Origin of the sequence: Paenibacillus sp. 1781tsa1 (genome assembly GCF_024159265.1) — a bacterium.
Lineage (GTDB): Bacteria > Bacillota > Bacilli > Paenibacillales > Paenibacillaceae > Paenibacillus.
Genome location: NZ_JAMYWY010000001.1, coordinates 2493636 through 2506491 on the forward strand (window position 1 = coordinate 2493636; position 12856 = coordinate 2506491).

General features: G+C 44.8%; 15 protein-coding genes. All 15 read left to right on the forward strand.

Annotation, left to right across the window (positions count from 1 at the left end; all coding sequences use genetic code 11):
• The first annotated feature begins 9 nt into the window (after positions 1-9).
• The 15 genes from NKT06_RS11215 to frr all read left to right on the forward strand — a co-directional run bounded on the left by NKT06_RS11215 (position 10) and on the right by frr (position 12819).
• A complete protein-coding gene (locus tag NKT06_RS11215) occupies positions 10-1446 on the forward strand; it encodes a protein-glutamate methylesterase/protein-glutamine glutaminase (RefSeq protein ID WP_253433808.1) in 1437 nt (478 codons plus the stop codon).
• Between the two features lie 32 nt (positions 1447-1478).
• Positions 1479-3548: a chemotaxis protein CheA gene (locus NKT06_RS11220; protein ID WP_253433811.1), complete on the forward strand. Its 2070-nt coding sequence runs from the start codon at positions 1479-1481 to the stop codon at positions 3546-3548.
• Between the two features lie 41 nt (positions 3549-3589).
• Positions 3590-4051: a chemotaxis protein CheW gene (locus tag NKT06_RS11225; RefSeq protein WP_145318865.1), complete on the forward strand. Its 462-nt coding sequence runs from the start codon at positions 3590-3592 to the stop codon at positions 4049-4051.
• A gap of 10 nt (positions 4052-4061) precedes the next feature.
• Positions 4062-4682: a chemotaxis protein CheC gene (locus NKT06_RS11230; protein ID WP_253442494.1), complete on the forward strand. Its 621-nt coding sequence runs from the start codon at positions 4062-4064 to the stop codon at positions 4680-4682.
• A complete protein-coding gene (locus NKT06_RS11235) occupies positions 4675-5172 on the forward strand; it encodes a chemotaxis protein CheD (protein WP_253433814.1) in 498 nt (165 codons plus the stop codon). Before NKT06_RS11230 ends, NKT06_RS11235 begins: the two co-directional genes overlap by 8 nt.
• Before the next feature lie 4 nt (positions 5173-5176).
• Positions 5177-5620 (forward strand): hypothetical protein, encoded by a 444-nt coding sequence (locus NKT06_RS11240; protein ID WP_253433817.1) that lies wholly within the window; start codon positions 5177-5179, stop codon positions 5618-5620.
• 15 nt (positions 5621-5635) lie between these two features.
• The gene (locus NKT06_RS11245; RefSeq protein ID WP_253433820.1) at positions 5636-6424 is read left to right on the forward strand and encodes a FliA/WhiG family RNA polymerase sigma factor; all 789 of its coding nucleotides are present in this window, start codon (positions 5636-5638) and stop codon (positions 6422-6424) included.
• Between the two features lie 63 nt (positions 6425-6487).
• A complete protein-coding gene (locus NKT06_RS11250) occupies positions 6488-7897 on the forward strand; it encodes a flagellar assembly protein A (RefSeq protein ID WP_253442496.1) in 1410 nt (469 codons plus the stop codon).
• Positions 7898-7949: 52 nt separating this feature from the next.
• Positions 7950-8264: a hypothetical protein gene (locus NKT06_RS11255; protein WP_253433824.1), complete on the forward strand. Its 315-nt coding sequence runs from the start codon at positions 7950-7952 to the stop codon at positions 8262-8264.
• 65 nt (positions 8265-8329) lie between these two features.
• Positions 8330-8914: a hypothetical protein gene (locus tag NKT06_RS11260; RefSeq protein ID WP_253433827.1), complete on the forward strand. Its 585-nt coding sequence runs from the start codon at positions 8330-8332 to the stop codon at positions 8912-8914.
• Between the two features lie 3 nt (positions 8915-8917).
• On the forward strand, positions 8918-9544 hold the full coding sequence (locus tag NKT06_RS11265; RefSeq protein WP_253433831.1) for a hypothetical protein: 627 nt from the start codon (positions 8918-8920) through the stop codon (positions 9542-9544).
• Positions 9545-9839: 295 nt separating this feature from the next.
• Positions 9840-10538, forward strand: a complete 699-nt coding sequence (gene rpsB / locus NKT06_RS11270; RefSeq protein ID WP_047842496.1) for a 30S ribosomal protein S2 — start codon at positions 9840-9842, stop codon at positions 10536-10538.
• Positions 10539-10653: 115 nt separating this feature from the next.
• Complete coding sequence (gene tsf, locus NKT06_RS11275; protein ID WP_253433834.1) at positions 10654-11304, forward strand: translation elongation factor Ts; 651 nt, start codon at positions 10654-10656, stop codon at positions 11302-11304.
• A gap of 232 nt (positions 11305-11536) precedes the next feature.
• Positions 11537-12265 carry a UMP kinase gene (gene pyrH / locus NKT06_RS11280; protein ID WP_017689153.1) on the forward strand — a complete coding sequence of 243 codons (729 nt, stop codon included), beginning with the start codon at positions 11537-11539 and terminating at the stop codon, positions 12263-12265.
• Positions 12265-12819, forward strand: coding sequence for a ribosome recycling factor (gene frr, locus NKT06_RS11285; protein ID WP_253433837.1), 555 nt, complete (start codon positions 12265-12267; stop codon positions 12817-12819). Before pyrH ends, frr begins: the two co-directional genes overlap by 1 nt.
• Positions 12820-12856 lie beyond the last annotated feature (37 nt).

Below are 12856 nucleotides of genomic sequence, written 5' to 3' on the forward strand. Positions count from 1 at the left end.
TGACACAACATGGCGGTGTATCAAGTATTGGTTGTCGATGATTCCGCTTTTATGCGTAAGATTGTTACGGATTTGATCCAAGCGGATCCGGAATTTAAGGTCACGGCAACGGCATCAAACGGTAGAGAAGCGATTCAAAAATCACTAGAATTGAAACCCGATATTATTACAATGGACGTTGAGATGCCCGAAATGAATGGGCTGGACGCATTAAAATCAATTATGAAGGAATCCTTCGTTCCTGTGATTATGCTCTCTGGTATCAATGAACAAGGCATGAAAGAAACCATTATGGCGCTTGAAGCCGGGGCATTTGACTTCATTCGCAAACCATCTATTTCACACGACCAGGATATTGCTCAAGTTGGTAAAGCCTTGGTTGAGCGCATGCGTGCTGCGATGAATGAGATCAAACGAAAAGCTGATCGTAATTTATCCTTAAAAAATAGAGAGATTCCGCAAGGAACAGCTGTCCCTTCAGCTCAGCAGGTACAGAAAGAAATGCCAGGCAGGGATCGAGTCGAGCCTGTGAAAAAAATGATTGAACCTGCCCAGACGAGTCAACACTCTCTTCAAGAGCGGACTGAAGTCTTTCAGGCCAAATCAAAGAAACCAATTGAGCCATTATCACCTTCGAAACCAGGCCGGGTAGAGAATAAACCTGAGCCTTTGCCGAAGGCAGAGCGGAAGTCGGGGACGAATGCAGAGAGAGTAGTGAGGTCCGCTAATCCAGTGCAGACTCCGAAGGAAGTTCGGCTACCTAATGCAGCTAGACTGGCAGCTGATCAAGTAGCAGCAGCCTCTGCAAAAGCCAAGGATTTAATCAAGCCTAATCCTATCCCCAAAGGTGCAGCGGGGCCGGAAGGGACATTCAACAAGCTTGTAGCAATAGGTTGTTCTACGGGTGGACCAAGGGCTCTCAAGACATTGCTCGAGCAGTTGCCTGCTGACTTGCCTGCACCGGTCATTATTGTGCAGCATATGCCGCCCAATTTCACACGTTCTCTGGCTCAACGACTGAATACGTTCAGTCCACTGCATGTGGTTGAAGCCGAAGAGGGCATGGTCCTGAAAAAAGGGACCGCCTATATAGCACCCGGCGGATACCATGTGAAAGTTAACAAAACAGCAGACGGGAAGTTTGTTGTGAAGTTGACTGAAGATCAACCAGTGAATGGGCATAGGCCTTCAGTGGATACGATGTTTGAGTCGCTTCTGCCGTTTACATCTTTACAAAGGCATCTTGTTTTGCTGACAGGAATGGGAAGTGACGGAGCACGTATGATGAAGAAATTATACGAAGCTGGAGTTACATCAACCTTTGCCGAGAATGAAGAAACATGTGTTGTATATGGTATGCCGCGTTCTGCTGTAGAGCTGCAATGCGTTCGTCATCTTCTGCCACTGCAGGAGATTGCGTCTAAACTTGTTCAAGCAGTGAAATAACGGAGTGTAACTCACGGAGGAGGTGCCTCACAATGGACATGAACCAATATTTATCCATGTTTATTGATGAGTCTAATGATCATCTGCAATCGCTTAACGAAAACATGCTACAACTTGAAGGCAATCCGGAAGATCTGGGTATAGTTCAGGTTATATTCCGTTCTGCTCATACCTTGAAGGGTATGGCAGCAACAATGGGCTTTGAAGATTTGGCATCACTGACACATAAAATGGAAAATGTGCTGGATCTGGTTCGTAATGAGAAGTTGAAAATGCAGGATTACATTTTTGACACCATGTTTAAGAGTCTGGACGCTTTGGAAACCATGGTTCAGGATATTACTGAAGGTGGACAAGGTAAAGCGGATGTGTCATCCATCGTTGCTTCACTTCAGGCAATTGAAAATGGTGAGATGACAAGCGGAGCTGCTCCTGCAACTGAAAACAAACCGGCTAACGCCTCAATTGCTTCGGCTGTGGAGCTGGATGAATTCCAGTATTCGGTGCTGGATCAGTCCATTGCTGAAGGCCACCGTGTGTTTTATGTGGATGTGCTTGTTAGCGAACATAGCCAGTTAAAAGGTGTACGGGCTTATATGGTCTTTGATATGCTGGAACGTTCAGGTGAAGTTGTTAAAGCTTACCCGTCTGTTCAGGATATTGAGCAGGAGAAGTTTGAGCGCAGTTTCTCGTTGTATTACATAACAACTAAAGAGGCGCACGAACTGGAAGAAGGCATCATGAGTATCTCTGAAATTGAAAGTGCGAAGCTCATTCAACTGGATCAGGAGACTCTTCAGCAGATGGCCAATCAAGTAGCAGCTACAGTTGAAGCGCCAATCGCACCAACAGCTGTAACTGAGGTTGCTTCGTCAGATAATAATTCTGCACCTAAAGAAGAAGCCAAGACGGCACCAGCTAAAACAGCTGCGCCGAAGCAAGCTGCTGCACCTTCACGTACCATTCGTGTGGATATTGAACGTCTCGATGTATTGATGAATCTGTTCAGTGAATTGTTGATTGACCGTTCACGTCTGGAGCAACTGGCCAGTGAGACAGGCAACAATGATTTATCCGATACAGTAGCCCATTTAAGCCGAGTTAGCACAGATTTGCAAAATATTGTACTGAAATTACGGATGGTTCCGGTAGATACCGTATTTAATCGATTCCCGCGCATGATCCGTGATCTGGCTAAGACACTTGATAAGAAAATCGATTTGGTCATTACAGGTGCTGAGACAGAATTGGATCGTACGGTAATTGATGAGATTGGTGATCCGCTTGTGCATCTACTGCGTAACGCGGTTGACCATGGTGTGGAATCCATTGCAGAGCGTGTAGCTGCTGGTAAACCAGAGATGGGCACAGTGAACCTGCGCGCCTTCCACAGTGGAAATCACGTGTTTATTGAAATTGAAGATGATGGTAAAGGTATCTATCGCGACAAGCTTTTGAAAACCGCGATCAAACGTGGTGTTGTAACCGAAGAACAAGGTGCCAAGATGAGTGACGACGAAGTGAATCAACTGTTGTTCGCACCTGGTTTTAGTACTGCTGATATTATCTCGGATATCTCTGGCCGGGGCGTTGGCTTGGATGTAGTAAAATCGAAGATCACTTCGCTTGGTGGTAATGTAACGATTCATTCAACTCCAGGCAAAGGTACAAACTTCTCTGTTCAGCTTCCGTTGACTCTATCCATTATTGCTGCAATGCTTGTACGACTTGGTTCAGAGAAATACGCTGTTCCGTTATCTTCCATTGTAGAGACGGCCATTGTACAACGTGAGCAAGTTCGTAATATTCACGGCAATAAAATGATTACGTTCCGTGAGTCACTGATTCCGTACTTGTCATTGAGCGAAGTTTTCTCCGTACCGGATTTCAATGACGCTGATGAGCAGGAAACAGAAATTGTCGTGATTCGCAAAGGTGACCGTCTTGCAGCCGTAGCGGTTGAAGAATTTATTGGACAAAGTGAGATTGTTCTCAAATCAATGGGAACCTATCTGCCTGCTATTGAAGGAATCTCTGGAGCAACCATTCTCGGAGATGGACAAGTAGCCCTGATTCTTGATCCTAATGCATTTATTAAATAAGCATAGAGCTAAGTCTTACATTTAATAGGGAGGTTTTTTACATGGAAGAAGAGTTGAAAGTCATCGTCTTTAAATTGGGTTCCGAAGAGTATGGTATTGAGGTAGACAAGGTTCAGACGATTGAGCGCATGATGCCAATTACCCGTGTTCCCAAGACACTTTCCTTTGTAAAAGGAGTTATCAATCTACGCGGTGTTGTTATTCCGGTCATCGATCTGCGCGGTCGTTTCTCCCTTCCGGAATCGGAGTACACAGATCAGACTCGTATTGTTATCGTAGGTGTAGATGACATGCAAGTTGGCTTTATCGTTGATTCTGCTAATGATGTTATTGATATCAAGAGCAGTGCGATTGATAGCCCACCAGAAGTGGTTGGTGGCGTCAAAGCGAGATACCTGCGAGGTGTTGCTAAATTGGAGGATTCACGCTTGCTGATTATGCTTAACTTGAACGAAGTATTAAATAAAAGCGAGATTGTACAGCTGGAAAGTGTTGAGGGCTAGTACCGTGGAGATGTTCAACCGATTTGAGGTATTCCAGATGGATGTGCTCAAAGAGGTCGGTAACATTGGAGCAGGCAACGCCGCAACGGCGTTGTCTCAGCTCCTCAACAGACCGATTGACATGGGTGTACCTAAAGTACAAATGCTGCCTTTTGAAGAAGTTGCCGAAAAAGTGGGCGGAGATGAACGCATCGTTGTTACCGTATTTCTTCGTGTAGAAGGTGAAGCACCGGGAAATCTTTTCTTTATGATGACACCAGAGGCTGCTAAAATGTTGTTGAATAGACTTGCCGGGTTTGATCTGAGAGAAGGACTCGCGTTTACAGATATGGAGCAATCAGCGCTTTCCGAGATTGGAAATATTTTAGCTGGATCCTATCTTTCTTCTTTGGCAGATTTCACGAAATTGTCCATGTACCCAACCGTTCCTGGACTTGCCATCGACATGGCGGGTGCCATTCTAAGCTATGGTTTGTTGCAGTTTGGCGAGATGGGTGACGCTGCATTGTTGATTGACACATCTTTCTTTGAAGGTGAAGATCAAGTTGAGGGTCAGTTTTTCCTTATTCCGGATCCACCATCCTTTGCAAAGATATTTGAATCGCTAGGGGTGCCACTGAGCCATGATTGAGGACAAAAGCGTCGTTAAAGTCGGTATGGCGGATTTAAACATCGCTCATCTTCCTGGTGTAATCCGTACGACTGGTTTGGGTTCGTGTGTGGGATTAACAATGTATGACCCACATTTGAAGCTGGCTGGAATGGCGCATGTCATGCTTCCTAGTTCAGAGATCGCCCGCGAAGGGAAACTGAACACGGCGAAATATGCGGATACGGCGTTGCCTGAGCTTTTGGAAAAGATGATAAAACTAGGCGCTTCTCACTCACGTATTGTGTCTAAAATGGCGGGAGGCTCTCAGATGTTTGCCTTTGCTGGCGCTGGAGATACAATGCGCATTGGACCACGGAATGCAGATTCATGTCGAGAGTGGCTTCAAAAACTCAAAATCCCTCTTCTTGCAGAAGATACGGGTGGGAATTATGGACGAACGATTGAGATGGACTGTGAAACTGGACTTTTGACTATTCGAAGTGTACAAATGGGTGTAAAGGAACTATAAGACTATGATAGGAAACTACCGCATTAATCTTGGAGCAGGCATCGTTGGGTTTATTCTTACTTTTTTTGTAGCATACAGCAGCAATGTGTTGATGACCAGTTTAATTCGCGGATTGATTGGATTCGTAGCCTGGTTTGTCCTTGCATACGGTTTACGCTGGGGATTGGGATTGCTGCTGAACCCTCAGGCCGAGGGAAATGGATATGGTTATGATTCACCAAGTGCTCAAGATCAAAGAGGTTCACAGGTGGACATTAAAATCGAAGACGATGGACAAGAGCTGAATGATTTGCTCAAAAGTGGACAGAACGCTTCATCTGGGGATGATCTTCCGCCATCTGAGACGAAAGCTCCAACGGGATTCGCCCCTTTGGATCCGCCTAAACTTGTCCGGACCAAGGATCCGGAGGAATTGGCGCAGGCCGTTCGTCACCTGACAGACAAATAAGGAGGGTGAAAGCAATTGAACGAGCGTAAAGCTTCACATTTGAACCATTCTGATCTGTGGGAAAAGTGGAAAGAACATGGAGATCTTGAAGCCAAGAAAACGTTGATTGAAAAGTATCTTCATATTGTAAACTATGTATCTGGTCGACTGGCTGTTGGTTTACCCAAAAATGTTCCCAAGGATGACTTGGAGAGCAATGGAGTTATGGGGTTAATTGATGCATTGGAGAAATTCGACTATGAACGTGGTCTGCAATTTGAAACTTATGCATCATGGAGGGTCCGCGGCGCCATTCTTGACGGTCTGCGTCAAGGGGATTGGGTTCCGCGTTCTGTTCGAGAGAAGGCCAAGCGAATTGAAGACGCCTACCAACAGCTGGAACAAAGCTATCTTAGGTCCGTCAGTGATGAGGAAATGAGTCAGTATCTGGACGTGTCTACCAAAGATTTTCAACATATGCTTCAGGAAGTGGCAGTTATGTCACTTTGCTCGCTAGAAGACCCCATTCGTGAAGAAGAGTCTGAGACTCGTCTATCTTTGATGGTGGATGAGAAAGCCAAAAATCCGGATTATAAAGTGAATGAATTTTATTTAAAGGAAGCTTTGGTGCAAGGGCTTGACAAGTTGACGGTAAAAGAGAGAACGGTTGTTTCGCTCTTGTATTACGAAGATCTTTCTCTTAGTGAAATTGCTGAGGTCATGTCTCTTTCTCCGTCTCGTATATCCCAGTTACATTCCAAGGCAATATTACGATTACGCGGCACGTTGGACAAACAGAAAGATTTGTTGATGCGTAAAGATTAATAGAGAAAAGTAATATAATTTGGAGTTTGGGGAGTGGAAAGTCTAAAAGGGGGAAGAATTGCAGTGACACAGCGGACTGCTTTGGAACAGTGTTTAAACATTGTTTTATCGGACGACAAATGCATAGCCTACCTTGAATTTTCCAAAGAGGAAGAAGGCTTTGCCTGCACGATCGATGAACTTGAACAATTTGTGGCGAACAAGGGCATCAAACAGGGTGTAATGCGAGAGGCATTACTACTTTTTGTGAGTAACCCTGAAACCTATTTAAAAGATAAATACAAGATTGCCGAAGGTATCGCTCCTATTCAGGGAACAGATGGATTCATCAAGATTCTGGTTGGAATGGACGATACGAACGAACGACGACCGCTCGAATCGGAAGATGGAACCGTCGATTACAAAGAAGTGACCCGGTTAAACAATGTCCGTAGTGGTCAGATCATTGCAGAGCGGATCGCTCCTTGCGATGGCATACCAGGCAGGGCAGTAACAGGTGAGGAAATTCCTTATCGTCCGGGAAAAGAAGCTCGGTTTAAAGTTGGAAAAAATGTTGTGATTAACCCGGATGGTTCTGCGATGTACGCTGCACTGGATGGGCTGGTTACCAAAACGGACGGTAACAAACTGAATGTGTTTCCGGTCTATGAAGTCAATGGTGATGTTGATTACAATAACGGTAATATCGACTTTGTAGGCACAGTTGTCATACGAGGCAATGTACTTACCGGATTTAAAGTGAAAGCAGCAGGTGATATTCGTGTCGTCGGAGGTGTCGAAGGAGCGGAACTGGAAGCAGGCGGCTCAATCGAAATTACCGGTGGTATTATTGGTTATAACAAAGGACTGGTACAAGCAGGCCATAATGTTAAATGTACGTTTATTCAAGAGGGCAACGTGGATGCTGGTGAAGATGTTCTTGTCTCCCAGAGCATTATGCATTCCAATATTCGGGCTGGGCACGGTGTCATCTGTGCGGGAACCAAGGGTCTTATTGTTGGTGGCTCGATCCAGGCCGGTCAGAACGTCTCTGCGCGTGTTGTGGGCAACAGCATGTCCACGGTCACTTCCATTGAAGTTGGTGTACTGCCGAAGCTGCGTAACGAACTGAATGATTTGCGTAAGGAAGCCAGAGAACAGATGGACTCCTTGGACAAAACAAAGAAGGCTTTGACATTGTTAGACCAGTTAGCTGCCGCTGGACAATTAAGTCCGGATAAAATGTCGATGCGGATCAAACTGAATGCTACGCAGAAATCTGCTCTTCGTATAAGTGAAGAAACGAAAATGCGTATCTTTGAAATTGAAAAGGCGCTTGAAGATACAAGTAAGGCTCGTGTTGATATTCTGAAGATGATTTATGGAGGCTCTAAAATAGTTATCGGCAGATACACGAAATTTATTAAAGATCCAGTGAGTCGAATTTCATTTTATTATCACGATGGTGATATTACGATGGTTCCATACGTTTAAGTACAGCATTCAGGCACAGGAAGAAATCCATTCGAAACCGTGAGGTGAGCGTATGAGTTTCAAAGCAGTGGAGTTGCAGATTGCGGTACCACGAACAAGTGAAGCGGGACGTTATCAAAGTGAAGCCCAACAGCGACCGATTACGGATCAGAATCTTTTGGCAGAGCAAACGTCAAAAGAAGCAAATGAAGCAAGGCAACGAAGTGAAGCAATGGACGAAACTTCACAGACTTCGGTGCGTGATGGTCATACCAATGATGGGAATCAGCAGAGTGGTTCCGATGGACAGGAGACTGCTCAGGCTCAAGAAACGGTCAAACCTGCAGAACACCCGTACAAAGGTAAACACATAGATTTCTCATTTTAAAAGATGGTTGTTATAGACATGAAGCCTTGCGCACCGATGGTTGAATCAGAAGGAGAGAACCCAATTTGTCACCATGGATCATTATTGTCATATTAGGGGCCTGCGCCATCGCCTACGCTTATATCATGCCTCGGAAAAACAAGGCGCAAGAGCCCGGGCATCAACTGGTGCAGGAGATGGAATCTACGCTTGAACACTACATGACCGAGATCGAAAATGATAATGATGCTCTTATTCAACGTGTGGCTGAAATGAAGGGAGAAGCGACAGCAGCAGATCAACGTATGCAATTGCAACTTCAGGAATTACAGCAGCGGTTGGATCAGCTGGAACAGAGCAAAAAGAACGAATCTGTCGCATCAACTGTGCCACAATCAGGTAATGTACCTGTGCAAGCTTCCGAAGGTTTGCAAGCTCAAGCGCTCGTGAAAAGTGTACAAGCAGAGGCGGCCCAGCAGGCGTTAGAAGCAGACCTACAGACCAGCAAGGTCGAAACTTTGCCTGAGCGTGAATCGATTAAAGATCGATATCCGGAACTCTTTAATTTACATGCTGAGGGTAAGTCGATGGATGCCATATCCAAGCAAACAGGCATTCAGCGTGGTGAGGTACAGTTAATACTTCAATTGGCAGAACGGGAGGAAAGCTAAGTCATGGACAAGCGATCCTTATGGATTGGTCTGGGGAGCGGCATGATTATTGGTGCAGTTTTGCTTCAACTGGCCACAGTCGGACAAAATGCATTATCGGATAGTAATCTGGCCCCTGAGCAGACTGCCAATATGACCAAAGAACAGCTTGAAACAGCGGCGAAAAGTTTGGATATGAAGTTGGTTGGTTCTGAAGAGGAACTATACACAGAAGCAGAGTGGGTGGCGAAGAAAAAGCAGGAGAGCAGTGAGTTACAGGGGAATACAGCAACACCACCTGAGACAGTAACCTCTACGGAGACACCTGCAGATCCTGAGAAGCCAGAAGAGCCTGCTACAAATGAAGTTAAAGGGCAGAAAGAGATAACTGAGCCGAAGACAACAGAACCTGTAACGCCGAGCAATCCGAAAGGCGCAACAGTATCATTCAAAGTACGTTCAGGCAATAGCCTTGCGATCGTTGCAGCAAACCTGAAAACCGCGGGAATCGTAGATGATGCCCAAGCATTCATAAAGGCTGGCAAAGCTGAGCGAATCAATACCAAAATCCAAGTGGGTACTTATGCGCTTGAAAAAGGCGAAAGTTTCAAATCCATTATCGCAAAAATTACGAAAGAACCGTCAAACTGAGCATGCTCGGACAGGACGGTTTTTGCGTATTAAATGGTGCATTTTCAAAGCTTGATAATAATTAGTGTTGAGTTACATATCAGGTTTAAAATGATTCGATACTAGCAAAAAGTAAAAAGTAGATTTTAGCTTCAAAGACTGTTGCATCAGACATCCAGTTGTGCTATATTAGATAACGGTGTTAAAACACACGCATGTGCTAATTTTGTTGAGGGTGCTTTCCTTATGGAGAGTCTTGGCGAAAAATGATGCCGGCGGAGGACACAATAAAAACCATATTAGGAGGTGTGTGAAGATGGCAGTAATCTCCATGAAGCAGCTTCTCGAAGCTGGGGTACACTTCGGTCACCAAACTCGTCGTTGGAACCCAAAAATGGATCGTTATATCTTCACTGAAAGAAACGGAATTTATATCATCGACTTGCAAAAGACGGTGAAAAAAGTCGAAGAGGCTTACAACTTCGTTAAAGGAATCGCAGGAGAGAATGGTACAATTCTTTTCGTGGGTACTAAGAAACAAGCTCAAGATTCCGTTAAAGAAGAAGCTGAACGTGCTGGTCAATTCTACATTAACCAACGCTGGCTTGGCGGTACCCTGACTAACTTCCAAACTATTCAAAAACGTATTGATCGTTTGAAACAGTTGGAAGCTTGGGAAGAAGACGGTACATTCGCTGTATTGCCTAAAAAAGAAGTTATCTTGCTTCGCAAAGAAAAAGATCGTCTGGAGAAATTCTTGGGCGGTATTAAAAATATGAAAGGCCTGCCAAGCGCCCTGTTTATCATCGATCCACGCAAAGAGCGTATCGCTGTTGCGGAAGCTCGCAAATTGGGTATCCCAATTGTAGGTATCGTTGATACTAACTGCGATCCGGATGAGATCGATTATGTTATCCCGGGTAATGACGACGCGATCCGCGCTGTTAAATTGCTGACAGGTAAAATGGCTGATGCTGTAATCGAAGCTAACCAAGGCGAAGAAACTTCCGCTTAATAGATTCGAACATATGTTATAAACTAAATGAAAAGGGTGGTTGGCAGGTGGATAACCTCTCACTGCCCTTTTTTTAGAGTGTACGTACAATACTTAATTTTGGAGGGAATTTATAATGGCAGTTAATGCGAGTGCAGTAAAAGAACTTCGCGAAAGAACGGGCGCTGGTATGCTCGATTGCAAAAAAGCACTGGAAGAAGCAAACGGTGATGTAACGAAAGCAGCTGAATTGTTGCGTGAGAAAGGTCTTTCCGCAGCAGCAAGCAAAGCAGGCCGTGCAGCAACTGAAGGTGTTGTTGAATCTTACATCCACGCTGGTGGACGTATTGGTGTCTTGGTTGAAGTTAACTGTGAAACAGACTTCGTTGGTAAAACGGATCAATTTAAGGATTTCGTTAAAGATGTAGCTATGCAAATCGCTGCAGCTAATCCTAAATTCGTTACACGTGAAGAAGTTCCTACAGATGAGCTGGAAAAAGAAAAAGAAATCCTGAAAGCTCAAGCTCTTAACGAAGGCAAACCAGAGAAAATCATTGAAAAAATGGTTGAAGGCCGTATTGGTAAATACTACGAAGAGTATTGCCTGATGGAACAAACTTTCGTTAAAGATCCAGACAAAACCATCTCCCAATTGCTGAACGAAAAAATCAGCCAAATTGGTGAAAACATCTCCATCCGTCGTTTCGTTCGTTACGAACTGGGTGAAGGTCTTGAGAAAAAAGTAGACAACTTCGTAGAAGAAGTAATGTCCCAAGTAAACAAATAAGACGGTTTCTTTAAACCGGCGAACAGGATTGATTTTCGAAGATATAAGAATGAACAAACTTCGAAGCGTAAACTCCCTTATATCTCAGGAAAACAGTGCCTTACCGGTTAAACGTTTTTCCTAAAAGAGCGGAACACAACTGTGTTCCTTTCTTTTTAAGCAGGAGGCCATGCGCGAGAAGTTTTGTTGGTTGAACACCGAGCGTGTTCAATTCAAAGTGGAGGGTGAATAATTGGAACAGCCAGTATTTAAACGTGTTGTCTTAAAGGTCAGCGGAGAGTCTCTTTCCGGTCAAAACGGCTACGGTATTGATGCAGATACGATCTCGTCGATTGCCCAACAGGTAAAAGAGGTTGTTGCACTTGGTGTACAGGTTGCTATTGTATGTGGCGGCGGAAACATCTGGCGTGGAATTGCCGGTAGCGAAAATGGCATCGATCGTGCAACTGCCGATTATATGGGTATGCTGGCGACAGTAATGAACTCGCTGGCACTGCAGGATGCTTTGGAACAGATTGAAGTACCTACACGTGTACAAACATCTATTGCAATGCAACAAATTGCAGAGCCTTATATTCGTCGTAGAGCTATTCGCCATCTGGAGAAAGGCCGGGTCGTTATTTTTGCAGCAGGTACAGGTAACCCGTTCTTCTCCACGGATACAACAGCAGCACTGCGCGCAGCGGAGATTGAAGCAGAAGTTATCTTGATGGCCAAAAATAAAGTTGATGGTGTATACTCAGCAGATCCGTTTAAGGACAGTACAGCTGTGAAATTTGATCAGTTGACTTACATGGATATTCTTAACAAAGACCTTGGTGTAATGGATTCAACGGCATCCTCGCTTTGTAAGGACAACAACATCCCGTTGATCGTGTTTGCCATTACGGAACAAGGTAACATCAAACGTGTTGTTCTGGGTGAACGTATCGGAACAATCGTTAAAGGGAGTGTAGATTAATGCCACAAGCGGTTAAACAACATGCCGAAGAGCGTATGGAAAAAGCAATTCAAGCATTGCGTCGTGACCTGGCTACTTTGCGCGCAGGCCGCGCAACTCCAGCTCTTTTGGACCGAATTCAGGTAGAGTATTATGGAGCAATGACGCCATTGAATCAACTCGCTAATATCAGTACTCCGGATTCCCGTACACTGATGATTCAGCCTTGGGACAAATCTTCCATGGGTGAAATCGAGCGTGCCATCATGAAATCTGATCTGGGTCTTACTCCAGCCAACGATGGTAACATGATCCGTTTGTCTATTCCGGCATTGACGGAAGAACGTAGAGCGGAACTTGTAAAGCTGACGAAGAAGTTCGGTGAAGAAGGTAAAGTAGCGATTCGTAACATTCGCCGTGATGCGAATGATGATATCAAGAAAATGGAGAAGTCAGATATTTCCGAGGATGAATCACGGAGACATCAGGAAGATATCCAAAAATCGACCGACAAGTTTATTGCTGAAGTCGATAAGGTACTCGCTGCCAAAGAAAAAGAAATCATGGAAGTGTAAGACAAGCGCAGCCCCTCCAATACGGTGGGGTTTTGTC